The sequence below is a fragment of the Micromonospora sp. NPDC002296 genome (assembly GCF_040296145.1).
In the GTDB taxonomy this organism is placed as follows: Bacteria; Actinomycetota; Actinomycetes; order Mycobacteriales; family Micromonosporaceae; genus Micromonospora.
On sequence record NZ_JBEOWQ010000001.1, the window covers coordinates 110,524 to 132,729 of the forward strand.

Annotated in this window: 19 protein-coding genes; 12 read left to right on the plus strand and 7 right to left on the minus strand. The window is 74.9% G+C overall.

Annotation, left to right across the window (positions count from 1 at the left end):
- Window positions 1-311: 311 nt before the first annotated feature.
- The 3 genes from ABT023_RS00550 (at window position 312) to ABT023_RS00560 (ending at window position 3,491) form a co-directional block, all read left to right on the plus strand.
- Window positions 312-899 (plus strand): flavoprotein, encoded by a 588-nt coding sequence (locus tag ABT023_RS00550; protein WP_350880145.1) that lies wholly within the window; start codon window positions 312-314, stop codon window positions 897-899.
- Window positions 900-963: 64 nt separating this feature from the next.
- Complete coding sequence (gene fdhD / locus ABT023_RS00555; protein WP_350880147.1) at window positions 964-1,818, plus strand: formate dehydrogenase accessory sulfurtransferase FdhD; 855 nt, start codon at window positions 964-966, stop codon at window positions 1,816-1,818.
- A gap of 350 nt (window positions 1,819-2,168) precedes the next feature.
- The gene (locus ABT023_RS00560) at window positions 2,169-3,491 is read left to right on the plus strand and encodes a helix-turn-helix domain-containing protein (protein ID WP_350880149.1); all 1,323 of its coding nucleotides are present in this window, start codon (window positions 2,169-2,171) and stop codon (window positions 3,489-3,491) included.
- A gap of 103 nt (window positions 3,492-3,594) precedes the next feature.
- Here ABT023_RS00560 and ABT023_RS00565 read toward each other — a convergent pair whose 3' ends face one another.
- Complete coding sequence (locus ABT023_RS00565; RefSeq protein ID WP_350880151.1) at window positions 3,595-5,094, minus strand: cellulose binding domain-containing protein; 1,500 nt, start codon at window positions 5,092-5,094, stop codon at window positions 3,595-3,597.
- Between the two features lie 198 nt (window positions 5,095-5,292).
- Entirely contained in the window at window positions 5,293-6,330 is a 1,038-nt protein-coding gene (locus ABT023_RS00570; protein ID WP_350880153.1) for a DUF4192 domain-containing protein, read from the minus strand.
- A gap of 199 nt (window positions 6,331-6,529) precedes the next feature.
- Between ABT023_RS00570 and ABT023_RS00575 the strand changes: the two genes are divergently transcribed.
- The 5 genes from ABT023_RS00575 (at window position 6,530) to ABT023_RS00595 (ending at window position 13,302) form a co-directional block, all read left to right on the plus strand.
- The gene (locus tag ABT023_RS00575) at window positions 6,530-7,447 is read left to right on the plus strand and encodes a fructosamine kinase family protein (RefSeq protein WP_350880155.1); all 918 of its coding nucleotides are present in this window, start codon (window positions 6,530-6,532) and stop codon (window positions 7,445-7,447) included.
- Complete coding sequence (gene moaA, locus ABT023_RS00580; RefSeq protein ID WP_350880157.1) at window positions 7,444-8,457, plus strand: GTP 3',8-cyclase MoaA; 1,014 nt, start codon at window positions 7,444-7,446, stop codon at window positions 8,455-8,457. Before ABT023_RS00575 ends, moaA begins: the two co-directional genes overlap by 4 nt.
- Window positions 8,458-8,460: 3 nt before the next feature.
- Window positions 8,461-8,736 carry a MoaD/ThiS family protein gene (locus ABT023_RS00585; protein WP_350880159.1) on the plus strand — a complete coding sequence of 92 codons (276 nt, stop codon included), beginning with the start codon at window positions 8,461-8,463 and terminating at the stop codon, window positions 8,734-8,736.
- Window positions 8,737-8,746: 10 nt separating this feature from the next.
- The gene (locus tag ABT023_RS00590) at window positions 8,747-9,991 is read left to right on the plus strand and encodes a metallophosphoesterase (protein WP_350880161.1); all 1,245 of its coding nucleotides are present in this window, start codon (window positions 8,747-8,749) and stop codon (window positions 9,989-9,991) included.
- 116 nt (window positions 9,992-10,107) lie between these two features.
- Window positions 10,108-13,302, plus strand: coding sequence for a UvrD-helicase domain-containing protein (locus ABT023_RS00595; RefSeq protein WP_350880163.1), 3,195 nt, complete (start codon window positions 10,108-10,110; stop codon window positions 13,300-13,302).
- 20 nt (window positions 13,303-13,322) lie between these two features.
- On the opposite strand, the gene ABT023_RS00600 is transcribed toward ABT023_RS00595, so the two are convergent.
- Window positions 13,323-14,012, minus strand: coding sequence for a prepilin peptidase (locus ABT023_RS00600; protein ID WP_350880164.1), 690 nt, complete (start codon window positions 14,010-14,012; stop codon window positions 13,323-13,325).
- A 10-nt stretch (window positions 14,013-14,022) separates the two neighbouring features.
- Entirely contained in the window at window positions 14,023-15,051 is a 1,029-nt protein-coding gene (locus ABT023_RS00605) for an EamA family transporter (RefSeq protein WP_350880166.1), read from the minus strand.
- Between the two features lie 511 nt (window positions 15,052-15,562).
- Between ABT023_RS00605 and ABT023_RS29035 the strand changes: the two genes are divergently transcribed.
- On the plus strand, window positions 15,563-16,003 hold the full coding sequence (locus ABT023_RS29035) for an LppU/SCO3897 family protein (protein WP_502890562.1): 441 nt from the start codon (window positions 15,563-15,565) through the stop codon (window positions 16,001-16,003).
- A 185-nt stretch (window positions 16,004-16,188) separates the two neighbouring features.
- The gene (locus tag ABT023_RS00615) at window positions 16,189-17,427 is read left to right on the plus strand and encodes a DUF8462 domain-containing protein (protein WP_350880170.1); all 1,239 of its coding nucleotides are present in this window, start codon (window positions 16,189-16,191) and stop codon (window positions 17,425-17,427) included.
- Between the two features lie 39 nt (window positions 17,428-17,466).
- Here the strand turns inward: ABT023_RS00615 and ABT023_RS00620 are convergent, their stop codons facing one another.
- Entirely contained in the window at window positions 17,467-18,012 is a 546-nt protein-coding gene (locus ABT023_RS00620) for a GNAT family N-acetyltransferase (protein WP_350880172.1), read from the minus strand.
- Window positions 18,013-18,169: 157 nt separating this feature from the next.
- Here ABT023_RS00620 and ABT023_RS00625 point away from each other — a divergent pair, with 157 nt between their 5' ends.
- Both ABT023_RS00625 and ABT023_RS00630 read left to right on the plus strand, forming a co-directional pair.
- Window positions 18,170-18,712: a DoxX family protein gene (locus tag ABT023_RS00625; RefSeq protein WP_350880174.1), complete on the plus strand. Its 543-nt coding sequence runs from the start codon at window positions 18,170-18,172 to the stop codon at window positions 18,710-18,712.
- A 214-nt stretch (window positions 18,713-18,926) separates the two neighbouring features.
- Window positions 18,927-20,381: a glycosyltransferase 87 family protein gene (locus ABT023_RS00630; RefSeq protein ID WP_350880176.1), complete on the plus strand. Its 1,455-nt coding sequence runs from the start codon at window positions 18,927-18,929 to the stop codon at window positions 20,379-20,381.
- Between the two features lie 63 nt (window positions 20,382-20,444).
- Here the strand turns inward: ABT023_RS00630 and ABT023_RS00635 are convergent, their stop codons facing one another.
- Together ABT023_RS00635 and ABT023_RS00640 are read right to left on the minus strand one after the other, a co-directional pair.
- On the minus strand, window positions 20,445-20,876 hold the full coding sequence (locus ABT023_RS00635) for a molybdenum cofactor biosynthesis protein MoaE (protein ID WP_350880178.1): 432 nt from the start codon (window positions 20,874-20,876) through the stop codon (window positions 20,445-20,447).
- Window positions 20,873-22,132 carry a molybdopterin molybdotransferase MoeA gene (locus tag ABT023_RS00640; protein WP_350880180.1) on the minus strand — a complete coding sequence of 420 codons (1,260 nt, stop codon included), beginning with the start codon at window positions 22,130-22,132 and terminating at the stop codon, window positions 20,873-20,875. The genes ABT023_RS00635 and ABT023_RS00640 overlap by 4 nt, the downstream gene beginning before the upstream one ends.
- Between the last annotated feature and the right edge of the window lie 74 nt (window positions 22,133-22,206).

Consider the following 22,206-nt stretch of genomic DNA (forward strand, 5'->3'; position numbering starts at 1 on the left):
CGTGGGCCCGGCGAAGGCCGTCCCGGCGCGCCGACGCGCCGGGACGGCCGACCGGTCAGCAGCAGTCCGTGCAGTACAGCGGCGCCGACGTGGTGAGCTTGATGGAGCCCGTCTTGCGGATCGTGATCTTCTTCATGGCCGTTCACCTCCTAGGCCGGCGGGTCGTGGGGGCGGCCGGCTGAGGACGAACCTGCCAGCCGGACGCCCCGGGCGGCATGGGGAGCCGCCCCCAAACTCCCGCGCCGATCCGGCGGCGAAGATGGGGCCGTTCCCCCATGTCCGCGGCGTCCCCGCGCCGGGACGCTGTCCGCATGCGAGACGACGCGCTTTCGGTCATCATCTGCGGCTCCAGCGCCGCGATGGCTGCCTCCGGGTACCTGTCCTGGCTGCGCCAGGAGATCGACCTGCCGCTGCGGGTGCTGCTCACCGCCAGCGCCGAGCGGTTCGTGCAGCCCCAGGTGGCCGCCTGGTACGCGGACGAGGTGTTCGCCAGCGGCGACCCCGCGCTGAACCCCACCGAGTTCGCCAAGCGCTCGCTCGGCATCGTCGTGCTGCCGGCGACCGCCGGCACGATCGCCGCGGCGGCACTCGGCCTGGCCGGCACCCCCGCGCAGACCGCCCTGCTGGCCAGCGACCGGCCGGCGATCTTCTTCCCGAGCATGAACAAGTCGATGTGGACGAAGCGGACCACCCAACGCCACGTGGAGACGCTGCGCGACGAGGGCCACACCGTCGTCGAGCCGCAGGAGCGGGTGATCTTCGAGCTGTGGCAGCGCGAGAACGTCGTCGGCATCGCCATGCCCCCACCCGACGCGGTCGCGGAACTCGTGGTGAGCTGGCTGGAGAGCAGCCTGTCCGGCGAGGCCGAGGAGCCCGCCGGCCCGGCCGCCGCCTCCTGACGCCGGCGGCCCTCCGCACGGGTGGCGCGTGGCCCCGGCCGGGCCGTTCGGGCAGGATGGCGGGATGGGACGGGCCACTGATCGGCGGAGCGTGCTCCGGATCGACCTCGACGCGGCCGACCCGGGCCGCGTCGCGGTGCGCCGGCCGGACAGCGTGTCCGTGGAGGAACCGCTGGAGATCCGGGTCGGCCCGGGCGGGCCGGGCCGGCGACGGCCGTTGGCGGTGACCATGCGTACCCCCGGTGACGACCTGGACCTGGCGATCGGGTTCCTGCTGACCGAGGGGCTGATCCGGTCCGCCGCCGACGTGCACACCGCCCAGCTCTGCGCGGGCGCGGACACGCCGAACACGTACAACGTGGTGGACGTGGTGCTCGCCCCCGGCGTGCCGGAGCCGACCACCGACCCGGCGCGGAACTTCTACACCACCAGCTCCTGCGGGGTGTGCGGGAAGGCCAGCATCGACGCCGTACGGACCCGCTCCCAGTTCGCCGTCACGGACGACCCGCTCACCGTGCCGGCCGGGCTGCTGGCCGAGCTGCCGGACCGGCTGCGGGCGGCGCAACGCAACTTCGACCGCACCGGCGGCCTGCACGCGGCCGGGCTGTTCACCGGCGGCGGGGAGCTGGTGGTGCTGCGCGAGGACGTCGGCCGGCACAACGCCGTCGACAAGGTGATCGGCTGGGCGGTCCGGCAGGAGCGGCTGCCGCTGGCCGGGCACCTGCTGCTGGTCTCCGGCCGGGCGAGCTTCGAGCTGACCCAGAAGGCGTGGATGGCCGGGGTGCCGCTGCTCGCGGCGGTCTCCGCCCCGAGCACCCTGGCCGCGGAGCTGGCCGAGGAGGCGGGGATGACCCTGGTCGGCTTCCTGCGCGGCCGAACGATGAACGTCTACGCGCGCCCCGACCGGATCACCACCTGAGCCGTCAGTGGCCGTCGACTGTTTCCTTGTCGAGGGACGTCAGCGGGGCCGGGCGCCGTTGAGGAAGAGCGCGACGAGTTGGGCGGCACTTGTGGAGTGTTCCGCCGAGACGACTGCTAGCGCTCGCAGCTTCTCCTCCGTGGTTCCTTCGGTGGCGAGCGCCGCCGCGATGCGGTCACGAAATTGTTCGATGAACCTCAGCGCAGCCGCGAGCGTGGGGATCGACCGGCGACCGGCGACGCATCGCTACCCATGAGTAGTTATGGCGAGGCTCACGCCCCACCGGAACCCACCAACCCGGAGCCCTGTGCCACGATCGACGCACGCTCAGTGAAGGTGAACGTGGACGTGTGAGCGGTTTGTGGGGGAACATGCACGTCGGCGTATCGCAGCGCGAGGGCTTCGGGCGGGTGCTCAAGGCACTGCGCGACAGCCGCCGCCTCACCCAGGAGGAGCTGGCGGAGGCGTCCGGGTCCAGTGTCCGGACCATCCGGGAGATGGAACGAGGCCGGGTCCGCACGCCCCAGCGACGTACGGTCGTGCTGCTCGCGGACGCGCTCGGCCTGGCCGACGCGGACCGCGACGGCTTCCTCGACCTGGCTCGCGCGCAGCGCCGCCCGCCGCCGGGGCCCACTGCCCACCCGCCGCTGCCTGCGGTCCCCTCGGAGCTGCCCGCCGCAGTGCCCGAGCTGATCGGACGCGAGCCGGAGCTGGCCGCGCTGACCCGGCTCGCCGGCGGGGTCACGGGCGGCAGCGCCACCACCGCCTCCGTCATCGTGCTGCACGGACCACCCGGCATCGGCAAGGGCAGCCTCGCGGTCACCGCCGGTCACCGGACCGGCGTCGGCTTCGGCGACGGACAGCTCTTCGTCGACCTGCGCGGCACCGCGCCGGCCCGTCCCGTCGACCCGGCCGAGGCCCTAGCCGGCCTGCTCCGCTCACTCGGGCTGCCCGAGGCAGCGATACCGGGCCCGGCGGAGCAACGGGGTCGACTGTTCCGCACCCTCACCCACGAGCGGCGGCTGCTGATCGTGCTGGACGACGCCGAGGACGAGGCCCAGGTCCGCCCGCTGCTACCGGCCGGGCGGCACTGCCTGACCCTGGTCACCAGCCGGCGCCCCCTGACCGGGCTGACCGGTGCCGTCCGGGTCCCGCTCGGCCTGTTCGCCCCGGACGCCGCCCGGAGGCTGCTCGCCTCCATCGCCGGCCCGGACCGGCTCGCCGCCGACCCGACCGGCACGGACGAGCTGGTCGAGCTGTGCGGCCGGCTGCCGTTGGCGATCCGCGTCGCCGGCAACCGGCTGGCCAGCCGGCCCGGGTGGCCGGTCGCCCAGCTCGTCGCCCAGCTCCGGGACCAGGGGCGGCGGCTGACCGCGCTGGCCACCGGGGATCTCGACGTGCGCGCGACGTTCGACGTCTCGTACCACCGGCTCGGCCCGACGGTGGCGGGGGTTTTCCGGCGGGCCTCCCTGCTCCCCGGCCCGGACTTCGACGCCGCGCTGCTCGCCACGGTCACCGGCACGACCGCCGAGGTCGCGGCGGCCTGCGCCGAGGAACTGGTCGACGCCGGCCTGCTGCTCGCCCACGGCGACCGGTACGGCTTCCACGACCTGGCCCGCGTCTACGCCCGCGAACGCCTCCGGGCCGAGGAGCAAGGAAGGGCCTCCATCTGACGCCTACGGCTGGGAAGTGCGCCCTTCCCAGCCGCCCTCGACACGGGCGACGGGCCCCGCCGGGTGCCCGCCCGACGGGGCCCACCTGTGGTGGGAAGCAGGTTCAGGAGCAGGCTGCACCGTTCAGGGTGAACGGCGCCGGAGTGGTCGTGGACCCGTTCGCGGTGAACCCGAAGCTCACCGAGCCGCCGGACAGGATCGTCGCGTTGTACGACTCGTTGGTCACCGTCACGGCCGCGCCGGTCTGCTGGAACACGCCGTTCCAGTGCCCCTGGACGACCTGACCGCCACCGAACGCCCAGCCCACGGTCCAGCCGCTGACCTGCGGCCCGTCGTTGTAGACGGTGACCGCGGCCGTGTAGCCGGTGGCCCAGGAGTCGGTGACCGTGAAGGAGACCCGGCAGGTGGCGGCCGTGCCGGTCACCGGCACGATGTCGCCGAAGTCGTCGCGGGCGGTGGCGAAGTCCTGGAACCCGAAGCCGGGCCCCGCCGAGCGGGTGGTGGTGCCTGCGGCAAGGACGGTGCCGTCGGCGTTGACCGCGTACACCGGGCCGCCGCTGTCCCCGCTCCGCGCCGATTCGTCCCCGTCGAGCTGGGTCGCCTCGACCAGGTCCTCCCGGTCGGTGTAGTGGAACTGCACCTCAAGGTCGCAGATCGGGCCGCCGATCACCCCGGCCGACGTCGCGCCGGACTGGCAGAGGATCTGGCCGGGGAACACCTCGGTCCAGCCGACCACCCGGGCCCGCGCGTAGTCGTTCGAGCCGCCGACGTAGATCCAGCCGCCGGCCGACGGGGTGCCGATGAGCATCGTGTCGTGGTCGGCGTTCTTGTGTGTCTGTACGCCGATCGGCTCGCCCTGGCCGTCGCTCCACTGCGCCCCGATTGCGCCGCAGTGCCCGGCGCTGAGCAGGTGGTTGGTGCCGGCGGCGACCTCGCGTACGCCGAAGCCGACCGTGCAGCCCGCGCCCGAGTCGTTCCAGATCCGCGCCCCGCCGCTCCAGGGCGCCGCGTCGTCCTCCCTGGACCGGGGGACCAGCCGGTCCCGCTCCACGACGGTCGTCCGCACCCCGGTCCGGGGCAGCTCCGGCAGCGCCTCGTCCGCGTCGTCGACCACGATCTCCAGACCGGAGCCGTCGGTACGCAGCCGCACGTCGTGGGCGGCGTCGCCCGGGTCACCGTCCACCACGGCAGCGATCCGCGTGGCGGCAGCCGCCAGCTCCGTCTTGGCGTACGCCGCATGGGTGACCTCGACCGGCGCGATCCGGCGGGCGACGGCCACTGCCGAGGCGACGTCGGCGGGCAGCTTTCCCTTCCACCAGAGCGTGACGTGATCGCCGACCAGCCCGACGCCGGCGTACCCGCGCGACGGGCCGCGCTCGACGGCGGCCCGCAGGCCGGTCGCCGCGTCGACCAGCGGGATCTGCGCCACCATCCGGTCCCGTGTGCCGGCCGGGATCAGGTCGAGAATCGCGGCGTCGTTCACCTTCGGGGCCGGGCCTGCCTCCGCGCGGGCGGGGACCGCCGCCGGCCCGACGAGTGCGGTCGCACCGGCAAGCGCTCCTGCGGCAAGGACGCGGGAGGTCACCTTCCAGGTCTGTCTCATGACGCAGAGTCAACCGGCGACACGGTCGACGGCCCAGGCAGGACGCCCGGCAGGACACTCCTGCCGGCCGTACTGCCGGTGCCCGTGTCGTCCCGCAGGACCGCCAGGTAGCTGAGCAGGGCAACGCGGTTGCCCCGGTACTCGACCAGCAGCGGCAACCGGGCCTCGCCGCACGGCCACGACCAGCCAGCACGCTCGTCAAGCGCGCCGGCGTCGTCTGCGGCGCAGCACCCCCGGCGGGCCGGTCGTCGGCCAGCCGTCGAGCTGGGACGGGGGCACGCCGCGTCGCAGCAGGTCGTCGAGGAGCAGGGCGAGCGAGTAGTCCGGGTGCGCCTCCAGCACCCGTTCCAGTGCCACCGCAGCGAGCGCCCCCTGCCCGGCCCGCCAGGCGGCGAAGGCCAGCAGGGAACCCGGCGCGGCGATCAGATCCCGCTCGGCGCGGCGCAGGACGTCGGTCCAGAGGGCGATGTCCCGGTCCCGCCCGTCGGTGCGCTCCCAGGCGTGGTCGCGGACCGGCAGGTGGGTGAGGAGCAGGGTCAGCCAGGCCACCTCGTCGTCGGTGGGTCGCTCGCCCTGCCGGCACCGGCGCAGGGTGGTACGAACGGCATCCACGCCGGCCCGGCGCAGCGCCCGACCGCCGAGCAGGTCGGCCTCGGGTGCCCCGGCCAGCAGGGCCGCCAGCAGGCGTTCGGCGCGGTCGACCGCCTTGCGCATCGCCACCCGGGCCGGGCCGCCGAACGGGGCCACCTGCGTGGTCAGGGCCGCCCGGTCGGGCAGGGCCACCTGACCGGCGAAGACCGCCGCCGCGCTGACCTCGCTGGCCCCGGTGTCGTACGGGGTGCCCTCGGGCGGGCAGCAGGCCGGCTCGTCGCACAGGTAGGACCAGTAGCGGCCGTCGGTGACCCGCAGGGCGTCCAGCACGGTCAGCCCGGCGGCGGCCAGCGAACCGCGTACCGCGTCGACGGCCGGGGTGACCCGGGGGGCGTCGCCATAGCCGAGCACGGTGGCGGACTCGGCGCCCTGCCGGGCGATGACGCCGGACAGGTGGGCGGCCGGGTCGAGCGGGTCGTCGCCCGGGCCGGGCAGGTCCGCCCGGGCGGCGAAGATGATCCGCCGGCCCCGCATCGCGACCACCACCACGCTGTCGGCGGGATGGAACCCGAGCAGGTACGGCACGGCCGCGATGAGGTCGGCGGGCGAACGGACGGTTAGCCGGGGGCGGTCGGTACGGGCCATGGGAGGCAGCCTCGGCCGCGGCCGAGCGTCTCGACAGGCCCTGTGGACGACACGCGGGTTGTCCACAGCCACGGAGAGTAGCGGCGCAGCTCAGCCCCGATCCCCCGCCGAGCCGCCGGGCCGCTGACCGGGTGGCACGCACCGCTGACGCCGGGCGGAGACCCCCACGGGAAGCGCCCCGAGCGGCTACCTTGCGGTCATGGACCTGGCGTACCTGCGGGCGCATCCGGAACACCTGCCGACCTTCCTCACCCACCAACGGATCCGGGAGACGCCGGTCGCCGGCGGGGACGTCTGCACGGCGTCCCGGCTGACCCTGGACGACGGGCACTCCGTCTTCACCAAGACCTGGCCGGAGGAGCGGGCCGGCCGGCCGGTGCCGGAGGGCTTCTTCGCCGCCGAGGCCGCCGGGCTGCGCTGGCTGCGGGAGGCCGACGGGGTCCCCGTACCGGAGGTGGTGGTGGCGCTGCCGGAGCTGCTGGCGCTCGACTGGGTCGAGGCCGGCGAGCCGACGCCCGAGGTCGCCGAGCGGTTCGGCCACGAACTGGCCGCGACGCACCGCGCCGGGGCCGCCGCGTTCGGCGCGGAGTGGCCCGGCTTCATCGCCGCGCTCCCCCAGGACAACACGCCGGACCCGGGCCCGTGGCCGGACTGGTTCGCGCGCCGGCGGCTCGCCCCGTACCTGCGGATGTCGGTCGACGGCGGCGCGCTCACCGGCGTCGAGGCCGCGCTGGTGGAGGCGGTCCTCGACCGGATCGGCGAGTTCGGCGGGGACGAGCCACCGGCCCGGGTGCACGGCGACCTGTGGGCGGGCAACGTGCTCTGGGGGACCGACGGGCGGGCCTGGCTGGTCGACCCGGCGGCGCACGGCGGGCACCGGGAGACCGACCTGGCCCAGTTGGCGCTGTTCGGCGGGCCGCCGCACCACGACCGGATCATGGGCGCCTACCGGGAGGCCTGGCCGCTGGCCGACGGGTGGCCCGAGCGGGTGCCGCTGCACCAGCTCCACCTGCTGCTGGTGCACGCCGCCCTGTTCGGCGGGGCGTACCGCGAGGCGGTCGGCGACGCCGCCCGCGCCGCGTTGCGTGAGGCCGGGCGCGCTACGGTCGAGGAGTGACCGTCGCCCCACCGACCGGAGGCGTCCTCGCCGACCGGTACGGCCGCGTCGCCCGGGACCTGCGCGTCTCGCTGACCGACAAGTGCAACCTGCGCTGCACGTACTGCATGCCGGCCGAAGGACTTCCCTGGCTGGCCGGCCCCCAGTTGCTGACCGACGACGAGATCGTCCGGCTGGTCCGGCTGGCCGTGCGGCACCTCGGGGTGACCGAGGTGCGGTTCACCGGCGGGGAGCCGCTGATCCGTCCCGGCCTGGTCGACATCGTCGCGGCGGTGGCCGCGCTGGAGCCTCGGCCCCGCATCTCGCTGACCACGAACGGCCTCGGGCTCGACCGGCTGGCCCCCGCCCTGCGGGCCGCCGGGCTGGACCGGGTGAACGTGTCGCTGGACACCCTCGACGCCGCCCGGTTCGCCCGGCTGACCCGGCGGGACCGGCTCGCCGACGTGCTCGCCGGGCTGACCGGGGCGGTCGCCGCCGGACTCAGCCCGATCAAGATCAATACCGTGCTCATGCGCGGGGTCAACGACGACGAGGCCCCCGCGCTGCTCCGCTTCGCCCTGGCCCGGGGCTACGAGCTGCGGTTCATCGAGCAGATGCCGCTGGACGCCCAGCACGGTTGGGACCGGGCGACCATGGTCACCGCCGACGAGATCCTCGCCGCGCTGCGTACCGGGTTCGAACTGACCCCGGACCCTGCCGGGCGGGGCGCCGCGCCGGCCGAGACCTGGCTGGTCGACGGCGGCCCGGGCCGGGTCGGGGTGATCGGCAGCGTGACCCGCCCGTTCTGCGGCGACTGCGACCGCACCCGGCTCACCGCCGACGGTCAGGTCCGCGCCTGCCTCTTCGCCACCGAGGAGTCCGACCTGCGCGCGGCGCTGCGGGCCGGGGCGGACGACGACGAGTTGGCCCGGCGCTGGCGCACCGCGATGTGGGGCAAGCGGGCCGGGCACGGCATCGACGACCCGGCCTTCCTCCAGCCGGCCCGGCCGATGTCCGCGATCGGCGGGTGACGGGTGCAGCACGACGTACCGGACCATCCGACCGGGCTGCTGACCGTCCGCTACTTCGCCGGCGCGCGGGCCGCCGCCGGCACCGCCGAGGAGACCACGCCCGCCGGGCGGTCCCTGGACGAACTCGCCGGTGAGCTGGCCGAGCGGCACGGCGTACGGCTCGCCGCCGTGCTGACCGTGGCGAGTTTCCTGGTCGACGGCATGACCTGTCATGATCGTCGGACACCGCTGCCGGCCGGGACGACGATCGACGTGCTGCCCCCGTTCGCGGGCGGCTGAGGAGGCTCACGTGTTGGCGAACCTGGCGTTCGTGGGCTTCGCGACGCTCGTCGTCGGCCTGCTCCACTTCTACCTGTGGAAGCGGCTGGTCAAGGACACCACCGGCCCGGGGCGGTGGCGGCGGATCGGGGCCGTCGCCGCGCTGGCACTGGCACTGCTCGTCCCGGCCACGATGATCGGCACCCGGGCCGGCCTGTTCTGGCTGGCCTGGCCGGGCTACCTGTGGCTCGCGGTGATGTTCTACCTGCTGGTCGTGCTGCTGGTGCTGGAAGTGCCGATGCTGGTCGCCCGGCTGGTGCTGCGCCGCCGGGTGGTCGCCGCCGAGCCGGCCGCCGCCGCGCCCGAGCCGGTGCTGGTGGGCGCGTCCGGCGGGGCGGAACCACCGGCCGCCACGGCCGTCGACCAGCCCGGCCACGATCCGGACCGTCGGCTGCTGCTGGCCCGCGGCGCGGCGATCTTCGCGGGCCTCACGGCCGCCGGGGTCACCGGCTACGGGGTACGCAACGCGACGGGCCCGCCGCGCCTGGACCGGGTGCGGATCCCGCTGGCGAAGCTGCCGCGTGGGATGGACGGGCTGCGCATCGCCACCGTCTCGGACATCCACCTCGGGCCGCTGCGCGGCCGGGCGCACACCGAGCGGATCGTGGCCATGATCAACCGGCTGGACGCCGACCTGGTCGCGGTCGTCGGCGATCTGGTCGACGGCTCGGTCGCCGAGCTGGGCGAGGCGGCGGCGCCGCTGCGCGACCTGCGCTCCCGGTACGGCAGCTTCTTCGTCACCGGCAACCACGAGTACTACTCCGGCGTGGAGGAGTGGGTGCAGGAGGTGGACCGGCTCGGCCTGCGGGTGCTCCAGAACACCCGGCAGGAGATCCGGACCCCGGGCGGGGTGCTGGACCTGGCCGGGGTGAACGACGTGAGCGCCGCCGGCACCGGGCTGGCCGCCCCCGCCGACTTCGCCGCCGCGCTCGGCGACCGGGACCCGGGCCGCCCCGTGGTGCTGCTCGCCCATCAGCCGGTGGCCGCCGTCGAGGCGGCGAAGTTCGGCGTCGACCTGCAACTGTCCGGGCACACCCACGGCGGCCAGATCGTGCCGTTCAACCTGCTGGTGAAGCTCGAACAGCCGGTGGTCTCCGGCCTCGGCGAGGTCGACGGTACGAAGGTGTACGTAACCAACGGCGCGGGCTTCTGGGGACCCCCGGTCCGCGTCGGCGCGAACCCTGAGATCACCCTGGTGGAACTCCGCACCCCCTGACCCCGGTGCGCGCGCAGGCCTAGCGCGCATCGGGCGGGGTGTCCAGGGAAGGATGCTCAGGTCACCCGTACGCGTGGCGGGGAGCGGCCGTTGGGGCGGGCGTGACAGGATGCGGCGTGCTCCCGTTCAGCGCCGCATCCCCCGGTGGCCCTTCGCCGTTCGTCGCGGACCTGCACATCCATTCGAAGTACTCGCGGGCGTGCAGCCGGAACCTGACCCTGCCGAACCTCGGCTGGTGGGCCCGGCGCAAGGGCATCGGCGTGCTCGGCACCGGCGACTTCACCCACCCCGCCTGGTACGACCACCTGCGCGAGACGCTGCACCCGGCCGAGCCAGGGTTGTACCGGCTCAGCCCCGACGCGGAGCGGGACATCGCCCGTCGGCTGCCGCCCCGGCTGGCCAGCGAGGCGGAGGCGGACCCGGTCCGGTTCATGCTCAGTGTGGAGATCTCCACGATCTACAAGCGGGACGACCGGACCCGCAAGGTGCACCACCTGATCTACCTGCCCGACCTGGACGCGGTGCAGCGGTTCAACACCACCCTCGGCCGGATCGGCAACATCGCCTCGGACGGCCGGCCGATCCTCGGCCTGGACTCCCGGGACCTGCTGGAGATCACCCTGGAGGCCAGCCCGGACGGCTACCTCGTGCCGGCGCACATCTGGACACCGTGGTTCTCGGCGCTGGGCTCGAAGTCCGGCTTCGACGCGATCGCCGACTGCTACGCCGACCTGGCCGAGCACGTCTTCGCCGTGGAGACCGGGCTGTCGTCCGACCCGGAGATGAACTGGCGGGTCGGCAGCCTGGACCGCTACCGGCTGGTGTCCAACTCGGACGCGCACTCGTTGCCCGCCCTGGGCCGGGAGGCCACGGTGTTCGCCTCCGGCCGGGACTACTTCGCCGTCCGGGAGGCGCTGCGCACCGGCGACGGCCTCGCCGGCACCATCGAGTTCTTCCCCGAGGAGGGCAAGTACCACGCCGACGGGCACCGGGTGTGCGAGGTCAACTGGTCCCCGGAGCAGACCCGGGCCGCCGGCGGGCGCTGCCCGGAGTGCGGCAAGCCGCTCACCATCGGGGTGCTCAGCCGGGTCGAGGAGCTGGCCGACCGGCCCGAGGGTCACCGGCCCGACCACGCCCGGGACGTCACCCACCTGGTCCCGCTGGCCGAGATCCTCGGCGAGCTGAACGCGGTGGGCCCGAAGTCCAAGAAGGTCGAGGGAAAGCTCAACGAGCTGATCGCCGCGCTCGGCTCGGAGCTGGACATCCTGACCCGTGCCCCGCTGGACGAGATCGGCCGGGTCGGCGGGGAGCTGCTCGCCGAGGGGATCGGCCGGCTGCGCCGGGGCGACGTGCGCCGGGTGCCCGGCTACGACGGCGACTACGGGGTGATCACCCTGTTCGACCCGGCCGAGCTGGGCGGGAAGGCGACGGGGGCGCAGGCGGAGACGCTGTTCGACGTACCGGTGCCCGCGCAGCGGACGGCCGCGGAGCCGGCGGCGAGGGCGAAGGCGAAGCGGCCGGCGGCGAAGGCCGAGCCGAAGCGGAAGGCCGCCCCGCCGCCCCCGCCCCCGCCGATTCCGCCGCAGCCCTCCCCGCACGAGCCGTTCGAGCCGATGCTCGCCGGGATGGAGGAGGTCGGCACCGGCCTGCTGGACCGGCTGGACGCGATGCAGCGGGTGGCCGCCTCCGCGCCGGGCGGGCCGCTGCTGATCGTGGCCGGCCCCGGCACGGGCAAGACCCGGACGCTGACCCACCGGATCGCGTACCTGTGCGCCGAGCTGAACGTGTTCCCGGAGCGCTGCCTCGCGATCACCTTCACCCGGCGGGCCGCCGAGGAACTGCGGCACCGCCTCGACGGGCTGCTCGGGCCGGTGGCCGAGGACATCACCGTCGGCACGTTCCACTCGCTGGGCCTGGCCATCCTGCGGGAGAACGCCGGGGCCGCCGGGTTGCCGGCCGGCTTCCGGATCGCCGACGACGCGGACCGGTCGGCGGCGAGGGCGGAGGCCGGCGAGGACCTGGCGGCGTACACGGCGCTGCTGCGCAAGCGGGACCTGGTCGACCTGGACGAGTTGCTCACCCTGCCGGTGGAGCTGCTGCGCGCCGACAAGAAGCTGGTACGGCGGTACCGGGACCAATGGCAGTGGATCTTCGTGGACGAGTACCAGGACGTCGACGACGTGCAGTACGAGCTGCTGCGGCTGCTCAGTCCCGCCGACGGCAACCTGTGCGCGATCGGCGACCCGGACCAGGCGATCTACTCGTTCCGGGGGGCGGACGTCGGCTACTTCCTGCGCTTCTCGCAGGACTTCACCGACGCCCGGCTGGTCCGGCTGAACCGCAACTACCGCTCGTCGGCGCCGATCCTGGCCGCCGCCGTGCAGGCCATCGCGCCGTCGTCGCTGGTCCGGGGCCGTCGGCTCGACCCGGCCCGGCTCGACCCGGAGGCCCCGTTGGTCGGCCGGTACGCCGCCGCGTCCGTCCCCGACGAGGCCGACTTCGTGGTACGCACCGTCGACGATTTGGTCGGCGGCCTGTCCCACCGGTCGCTGGACTCGGGCCGGATCGACGGCCGGTCGACGAACCTGTCGTTCTCCGACATCGCCGTGCTGTACCGGACCGACGCGCAGGCCGCACCGATCGTGGACGCCCTGACCCGGGCGAACGTCCCGGTGCAGAAGCGCTCGCACGACCGGCTGCGGGACCGCCCCGGGGTGAACGCGATCGCCCGGGAGCTGCGACACGCCGGCGGCCCGGCCGACGGCCTACCGGCCCGGGTCCGGCTCGCCGGACAGGTGGTCGCCGACCGCTTCGCCGCCCCCACCCTCGACGGCTCCGGTGCGGCGCGCCCCGAGGAGGTCCGCGCGGCGGTGGACCTGCTGACCCCGCTGGCCCTGCGCTGCGGCGACGACCTGGAGCTGTTCCTGTCCCAGCTCGCCACCGGTGCCGAGGTGGACGCCCTCGACCCGCGCGCCGAGGCGGTCACCCTGCTCACCCTGCACGCCGCGAAGGGCCTGGAGTTCCCGGTGGTCTTCCTGGTCGGCTGCGAGGACGGCCTGCTCCCGCTGCGCTGGCCCGGCTCCACCCCGGACGAGGACGCGGTCGCCGAGGAGCGGCGGCTCTTCTTCGTCGGCCTGACCCGGGCCCAGGACCGCCTCTACGTCAGCCACGCCGCCCGGCGCGCCCGGCACGGGTCGGAGCGGGACTGTCGGCCGTCGCCGTTCCTCGACGTGATCGACCCGGGCCTGTTCGAGCGCCTGGGCGAGGCCGAGCCCCGCCGGCCCAAGGACCGCCAGCTCCGCCTGCTGTAAGAAGCCCCCGGGGGAGGGGTTCAGCCGAGCAGGGTGGCGATCCAGGCGCCGACGAGCAGGGCCGGCCCGAGCGGCAGCAGGGTGTCCCGGCGGACCCGGCGGGCGGCCAGCAGGCCGAGCACGGCCAGCCCGTGCAGCGCGTGCGGCAGGACCAGCCCGGTCAGCAGCGGCGGCCAGCCCAACCAGCCGAGCGGCAGCCCCAGCACGGCGGCGAGCTTGACGTCGCCGAAGCCGAGCCGCGAGCCGGGCAGCAGGGCCAGCAGCGCGTACCCGGTGAACGACAGCGCCGCCCCGGCCAGCGGGCCGAGCAGCCGGTCCGGTCGGCCCGCGACCGACGCCGCCGCGACCAGCCCGACCACCGCGGCGAGCGCCGCCGCGCCGACCAGCGGGTCGGGCAGCCGCAGGCAGGCCAGGTCGACCACGGCGAGCACCAGCCCGAGCGCGGCCACCGCGAGGAACGCCGGCAGCGCCGCCCCGACGCCCGGCGCGACGCCGAGCCCGCCGAAGACGACCGCCCCGATCACCGCGCACGTCGGCGACCGCCACGGCGCGGACAGCAGCGGGCGGGCCGGGGTCGTGCCCGGTCCGGCACCAACCGGCACGGCGGCGGCGGGCACGGCGGCGGCGGTGAACCGGGCGGCCAGCCACGGTGCGACGGTGCCGGCCGCCGCACCGAGCGCCGCGACGGAGATCGGCAGCCCGGCGGACACCGGCCGGACGTTACCGCCGGGCTGCCCGGCCCACCGCCCCGGTCCGCCGTCCGGCACGTTCCGTGCTCACCACCACCGCCACCCCGACGACGATCACCGCGCCGCCCAGCAGCACCTGGCTGGTCACCGGCTCGGCGGCCAGCAGCGCGCCGAGCGCGACCGCGACCACCGGGTTCACGTACGCGTACGTGGACACCAGCGAGATCGGCGCGTGATGCAGCAGCCAGACGTACGCGGTGAAGGCGACCAGCGAGCCGGCGACCATCAGGTACGCCAGGGCGAGCCAGGACGGGCCGGTGACCTGCCCGGGGTCGAAGCCGCGCAGCTCGCCCCGGGCGGCGGCGAGCACGGCCAGCGCCACGGCGCCGGCGAGCATCTCGTAGACCGTGGCGACGAACGGGTCGGCCGGCATCGTCAGACGGTTGGACAGGAACGATCCCACCGACCAGGAGGTCGCCGCCGCGACCACGGTCAGCGCCCCCGCCAGCGGTACCGCCCCCGACCCACCGGTCGGCAGCACCAGCAGGACCAGGCCGAGGAAGCCGAGGCTCACCCCGGCGAAGGTCCAGAACCGGGGCCGGTCCCCGGTGATCGTCCGAAGCAGGACGACCAGCAGCGGGACGGTGGCGACCAGCAGCGCGGCCACCCCCGAGGGCACAGCCGTCCCGGGCGGGCCGGACTCGGCGAGCACCACCAGCCCGTTGCCGCCGGCCAGCAGCAGCACCCCGACCAGCGCGGCCGAGCCGAGCCGACGCCGGTCGACGCGCAGGGCACCCGCTCCCCGGCGTACCCGCAGGACGAGCGCGAGCACGGCGGCGGCCGCGGCGAACCGGAGGCCGGCCGAGGTGAGCGCCGGCAACGACTCCACCGCGACCCGGATCCCGAGGTAGGTGGAGCCCCACAGTACGTAGACGACGACGAGCGCGGTCCAGATCAGCGCCGGTCGGACCGGCGGCGCGGCGGCTCCGTCGGGCGTGGCCCGGCCATCGGGTACGGGCGGACCGGTCGATGCCGTCGCACGCGGAGGAGGTGATGTCATCGGTTGGCCACGCTACGGTGACCACGGCGTCGGTGCCCCTGTTGGTGGCCGGCCTCACCGCTCGGGCAGGAGGGTGCGCATGTCGAACTACGGATCACCGGGTGAGGGTCCCACCGGGCCGTGGGCGGACGACGGGTACGACAGGTCCCCCGGGTCCTGGGCGGACGACGGTCGGGAAGAGCCGCACACGGCGTACCCGCCTCGCCAGCCGTGGCACCACGAGCCTCCCGAGCGGGTCTCCCACCCGGCGGACCAGGCACCCTGGACGGGCGAGCCGCAGCGGTCCGCGCCGCCGTCCCGGGAGCCGCAGCCCGACCCGTGGGACCGTCCCGAACCGTGGCCCCACGAACCCGAGGTGTACCGGCCGGGCGGGAGCGGACGGGGGTACCCGGCAGCCCGACAGCCCGGTGGCCCGTACGCCCCGGGGCCCGGCCCGAGCCGGCCGGCGTACCCCGGGGCGCCGGCTCCGGCGCCGCCCCCGGCACCGGAGCGGGGGCGCGGACGGGGACCGCTGATCGCCGTGCTGGCCACCCTGCTGGTGCTGCTGCTCGGCGGGGGCTCGCTGGTGTGGTACCTGCTGGACCGGGACGAGGCTCCAGAGGGCGCCGTCCAGGCCCGGCCGACCGCCGACCCGACGCCGCCGAAGGAGGAACCGGCCTCCCCGACGGCCCCCGCCCCGACCGCACCGGCCCCCGAGTCGTCGGCCGATCCCCGCTTCGTCAAGGCCGGGCAGTGCGTCCGCAACACGGGGCCGGCGGGTGGCAAGCCCAAGCTGCTGATCGCCCCGTGCGCCCCGAAGACGTACGAGGTGCTGCGCCGGTTCGACGGGCAGACCAGCGGCGAGAAGGACGCCGAGGCGAAGTGCGCCAAGGTCACCGGCTACACCAACTGGTACTTCTTCGACAGTCAGCTGGACACCCTCGACTTCGTACTGTGCCTGAAGGCCCGCTGACGCCCCTCTTGCGTGCTCCGCGTCAGGACGCGCACCAGGTGGGCCAGCCCTGAGTAGCCGAAACTAGGGCTGTCTAGCGCACCCGCTAGACAGCCCTAGTTTTGTCTCGACGGCCGGCGACACGCCGGTAGCGTCCTCTACGGATGTCTAGGTTTCCGGCTAGACGGCCCGATATTGTGCGATTCGTGGATCCGGTCCGCAATCCGTACGCCCCGGGCGCCGGCCAGCGCCCGCCCGAGCTGGCCGGGCGGGGGCGGGAGCTGGACGTCTTCGACGTGGTGCTGGAGCGCATCGCGCGGGGCCGCCCCGAGCGCAGCCTGATGCTCACCGGCCTGCGCGGCGTCGGCAAGACCGTGCTGCTCAACACGCTCCGCTCGGAGGCCATCAACCACCTCTGGGGCAGCGGCAAGATCGAGGCCCGGCCGGACCAGTCGCTGCGCCGTCCGATCGCCGCCGCGCTGCACATGGCGGTCCGTGAGCTCGCACCCCGGCACCGCGCCCCGGACCGCATCGACACGTTCCTCGGGGTGCTGAAGGCGTTCGCCCAGCGCTCCGCGTCCGCCGGCCGGGCCGGCGCCGCCGCTCCGAAGCTGCGCGACCGCTGGCAGCCCGGCATCGACGTGCCGGCCGCCACCGGCCGGGCCGACTCCGGCGACATCGAGATCGACCTGGTGGAGCTGCTCAGCGACGCCGCCGCCGTGGCCTCCGACGTCGGCACCGGCATCGCGGTCTTCATCGACGAGATGCAGGACGTCGGGGCCGAGGACGTCTCGGCGCTCTGCGCCGCCTGCCACGAGCTGTCCCAGCTCGGGGCGCCGCTGATCGTGGTCGGCGCGGGGCTGCCGCACCTGCCGGCGGTGCTCAGCGCCGCAAAGTCGTACTCGGAGCGGCTGTTCCGCTACCAGCGCATCGACCGGCTCGACCGGATCGCCGCCGACCTGGCGCTCTGCGCGCCGGCCGAACGGGAGGAGGTCGAGTACGAGCCGAAGGCCCTCGACCTGCTCCACGAGAAGTCCGGCGGCTATCCGTACTTCGTCCAGGCGTACGGCAAGGCCACCTGGGACCACGCGCCGCGCTCCCCGATCACCGACGCGGACGTCCGGGTCGCCGCCCCCGAGGCGGAGGCCGAGCTGGCCGTGGGCTTCTTCGGCTCCCGGTTCGAGCGGGCCACCCCGGCCGAGCGCGAGTACATGCGGGCGATGGCGACGCTGTCCCTCGTCGAGGGGCACGCCGGCGGCCGGGACGACATGGACGCCGCCGTGCCGACCGCCGAGATCGCCCGCGCACTCGGGCGCAAGCCGGCCAGCCTCTCCCCGGCGCGGGACGCGCTGATCAAGAAGGGGCTGATCTACTCCGGGGAGCGCGGGACGGTCGCCTTCACCGTGCCGCACTTCGGCCGGTACCTGCGCACCCAGCCCGCCTGACCAGAGCACAGGGGCGTCGGCCGGGTCTCGGGCCGGCGGTCAGACCTTGGACCAGGGCGGCGGGAAGAACACCTCGCCACGGGGCACCGGGGCAGCCCCGCTGGTGCTGGGCGGCAGGACCAGCGCCTGCCACGGGTCCCCCAGGCCGGACCACGGGCTGGTCAGCCCCATCCGGTCGGCGCGGGTGAAGCCGAACCGCCGGTAGAAGGCCGGGTCGCCGAGCACCACCACGAGCCGCTCGTCCAGCTCGGTGGCGGCGTCGAGGGCGGCCTGCACCACAGCCGTGCCGTGCCCGACGCGCTGCCGGTGCGGCGCGACGGCGACCGGGCCGAGGACCAGCGCCGGGACCGCGCCATCCTCCGCGCCGACCCGGACCCGGGTCAGCAGGGCGTACCCGACCACCTCGCCGCCGTACTCGGCGACCATGGCCAACTCGGGCACCCAGGCGTCGGTGTCACGCAACTCGTCGACCAGTCCCACCTCGGGCGGGGTCGACACGTCGGGGCGGGCGAAGGCCGCAGCCAGTACCCGGCGGACCGGGCCGGTGTCAGCCGGACCCTCGGGGCGGAGCCGCAGCGTGGTCACCCGGGCGAGGTTACCGGCCGGAGCCCGTCCACCAGCGACGGTCGCCCCGATCGGCGTGGCGGTCCGGATCATGGGTGCGCCTTCCGGCGTCCACGTCGGCCGATCGGATCGGGCCGTTGTGGGGGTAGCCGCCGCCGCGACGGGGTATGACTGATCCATGAAACCCGTGCGCTCCCTCGCCCGCGTCATGTTGAGCGGCGTCTTCGTGGTCAGCGGCGCCCGCACCCTTCAGAACCCGGGACGGCTGGCGCCGGCCGCGAAGCCGGTGACCGACCGGGTCGCCCCGCTGATCCAGCAGGTCTCCCCCCGAATCCCCACCGACACCGAGACGCTGGTCCGGATCAACTCGGCCACCCAGCTGATCGCCGGCCTCATGCTGGCCACCGGGAAGTTCACCCGCCCGGCCGCGCTGGTGCTCGCCGGCACGCTGGTCCCGACCACCGTCGCCGGTCATCCCTTTTGGAAGGGCGAACCGGCCGAGCGGGCACAGCACCAGACCCAGTTCATGAAGAATCTCGGCCTTCTCGGCGGGTTGCTGCTCGCCGCCGCCGACACCGAGGGGAAGCCGGGTCTGCGGTGGCGGGCGGGACACCGGATCGGCCACTCACGACGGTCGGTGCAGCGGGCCGTCCGGACCGCCCGCCGGGAGGCCCGGATCGCCGTACGCTCCGCCGCCACGGCACGCCGACTGCCTGGCTGACCTGCGGCGCGACGCTCCCTCCGCCGGCCCTTCCCCGCCAAGGCCGCGAATTACCTGAACCACCCGGTAGGCGTTAACGGGGTGGAAATGTAAAAAATCAGTGTGGGATCGGACACGGTCGCATAACGCGGGAGGCATTAACGTGAGGCGCCGTTCTAGGCTCCGTGCTGGACCTGAACGGGTAGGACGATCTTGGTATGGGGGTGGCCACGCCATGCCGACGACCGTCGGACGACGGATGGACCGCCTCACGCCGATCCGCCGCGTGACCCGGTTGACCCGTGGGGTCGACCGCAGGACCGCGGTGCGGGTCGGCGTCCTGGCCGCCGTCGCGTACGCCGCGTGGTTCGCCATCGGCGCCTTCGGGCGGCCGTACAACTTCTTCGACATGAAGATCTACCACGGCGCGGTGGTGTGGTGGATGAACGGCAACGAGCTGTACGACTTCATCGCCCCCTCCACGACGCTCGGCTTCACGTACCCGCCCTTCGGCGGGCTGGTCATGCTCCCGATGGCGTTGGTGCCGGTGCAGGTCGCCGGCTGGTTGAACGTGCTGGCCAGCATCGCCGCCCTCGCCCTCGTCCTGGCCGGCCTGCTGCGGCCGGTCGTGGACCGGCTCGGCTGGCCGCTCTGGTTCACCGTCGGCATCGCGACGCCGATGGCGGTGGCCCTCGAGCCGGGCCGCGAGACCCTCGGCTACGGCCAGGTCAACCTGCTGCTCTTCGCGCTGATCATGGCCGACCTGATCGGTCTGCGCTGGCGGGCGAAGCGGGGCACCCGGTTCGACCCCGCCGACGGGCCGCTGCGGCGCTTCGTGTTCAGCGGGGCCTGGGCCGGGGTCGGCATCGGCCTGGCCACTGCCGTCAAGCTGACCCCCGCGCTGTTCATCGCGTACCTCATGATCACCCGGCAGTGGCGGGCGGCGGCCACGGCGGTCGGCACCACGATCGGGGTGACCCTCGCCGGCTTCGCGCTCGTCGGCACCGAGTCCCGGTCCTACTTCGGCAGCGTGCTGTGGCAGACCGAGCGGGTGGGCGCGGCCGACATGACGCCCAACCAGTCCCTCGCGGGCCTGCTGGCCCGGCTCTACGACTCGATCGAGACGCCCGGCCTGCTCTGGTTGTCGTTCTCGGTGCTGATCCTGGCCCTCGGGCTGTCCCGGGCCGTCAGCGCCCGCGCCGACGGCGACGAGTTGACCGCGTTCACCCTGGTCGGGCTCACCGCCAACGTGATCAGCCCGATCTCCTGGTCGCACCACCTCGTCTGGGTCATTCCGGCGATCATCGTGCTGGCCGACGCGGCGGTACGCCGCCGGGAGGCGAGCCGGGGGTCGGTGCAGCGCGCCGGCCAGGCGTCGTCGTACAGCGGGCTGCCCGGGGTCAACGGGCTGCGCCCACCGATCTGGTACCCGACGCTCACCGGGCTCCGGCACGGCGTGGCGGCGGTCGGCCTCTACCTGCTGTTCCTGACCTCGCCGATCTGGCCGTACGAGCATCAACTCCCCGAGGTGTCGCACTACCAGGACGGCCTGTTCGGGGCGCTGATGGAGAACTCCCTCGCCGTTGCCCTGATCGTGCTGGTCGCCGCGCTGCCGTGGCGGCCCGGCGCCGAGCCGGCCTTCTACGCCGACCGGTTCGGCCGCGCCTCCCTGGTCAACGGCCGCCGCTGAGGCTCCGGCGGTCGCCGAGGGCACGGCTGCCCGCCGACCCGGACACCGCGCCGGCCGACGACGTCAGGGACAGTTGACCCACTCCTCGGTGCCGTCGTCGAACACCTGCCGCTTCCAGATCGGCAGCCGCGCTTTGACCTCGTCCACCAGCCGGGCGCAGGCGGCGAACGCGGCGGCCCGGTGCGCGGTGCTCACCGCCGCGACCAGGGCCACGTCGCCGACGCCGAGCGGGCCGACCCGGTGCGACACCGCGACCGCGTACACGTCCGGGTCGGCGGCCACCTCGGCGGCGACCTCCAGCAGCACCGCGGCGGCGTTCGGGTGGCCCTCGTACTCCAGGCTGGTCACCGTGCGGCCGTGATCGTGGTCGCGGACCACGCCCCGGAACGACACCACTGCCCCGGCCCGCCGGTCGGCGACGGCCGCCTCGTGTGCGGCCAGGTCCAGCGGCTCCTCGGTGACCGTGCCGAAGACCGTCGACTCCTCGATCGTCACCAGGACCGTTCCCCCGGAAGCAGGGGCAGCGGCACGACCGGCACCCGCGCGCCCGGCTCGCCCGTGGTGCCGGGCCGGATGACGGCGAACCCGTCCGCGCCGGCCAGCCCGCGCAGCATCGCCGAGCCGACGTGCCGGACCGGGTGGGCCGTGCCGGCCGCCCGGTCCAGCCGGACCAGGGCCAGGTGGGTGTGGTCGCCGCGGCCGGGCACCGGCTCGGCGAGCGTGGCGTGCGGCAGCCCCGGCATCGGCCGCCCCTGCAAGCCGGCCAGCAGCGGCGCGACCAGCGAGACGAGCGCGACGATCGCCGACTGCGGGTTACCGGGCAGGCCGGCCACGAACCGGACCCGGCCGTCCGGGTCGGCCAGCCGGGCCAACAGCATCGGGAAGCCGGGGCGGACCGCGACCGTGTTGACCACGTAGTCCGCGCCGAGGGCCTCCAGGGTGGGGTGCAGGTGGTCGACGGGGCCGTGCATCGTCCCGCCGGTGGTGCAGACCAGGTCGGCGGTGGTGAGCGCCGCGCGCAGGGCCGCCACGTGCGCCGGCAGGGTGTCGGCCACCGGGCCGACCACGTCGGCCGGGCGCACCTGGCAGCCGTACCGCCGCAGCCAGGCCGGCACGGCCGGGCCGAGGGCATCGCGGACCCGGCCGTCGGCCGGCGGGCCCGAGGTCAGCAGTTCGTCGCCGAAGACCAGCAGCGCGGCGCGGGGCGGGCGGCGCACCCGCAGGGCGTCATGCCCGCAGGAGGCGGCCAGACCGATCACCGCCGGGTCGACCGGGGTGCCGGCGGGGAGCAGTTCCTCACCCGCGTACGCCTCCTCGCCCGGTCGGCGCCACTCCGGGCTCGGTCGCGGGGTACCGGCGATCCGGCCGTCGGCCGTACGGGTGGACTCCTCGACCCGCACGATCGCGGTGACGCCCTCGGGCACCATCGCGCCGGTGGCGATCTCGACGGTGGTGCCGTCCTCGGCAAGCGGGGGCGGGTTGCCGCCGGCCAGCACCCGGCCGACGATCCGCCACGGCCCGCCCCCGCGCACGGCCCAGCCGTCCACGCTGGAGGTGGGGAAGGCCGGCAGGTCGGTGCGGGTGGCCAACGGCTCGGCGAGGGTGTGCCCGTCGGCGTCGGCGAGCGGCCGGCTCACGGCGGGCAGGGCGGCGGCCAGGCCGACCGCGTACACCCGGGAGCGGGCCTCCTCCCAGCCCGCCGGCGGCGGTACGGCGACCTGCTCGGCGGCGGACGCGGTTTCCGTGCTCACCGGCCGAGCCTATCGCCGGGCGGTCCGGCCCGCCCCACCAGTGGCCGGCCGACACCGCCGCTGGCCGACCCGCC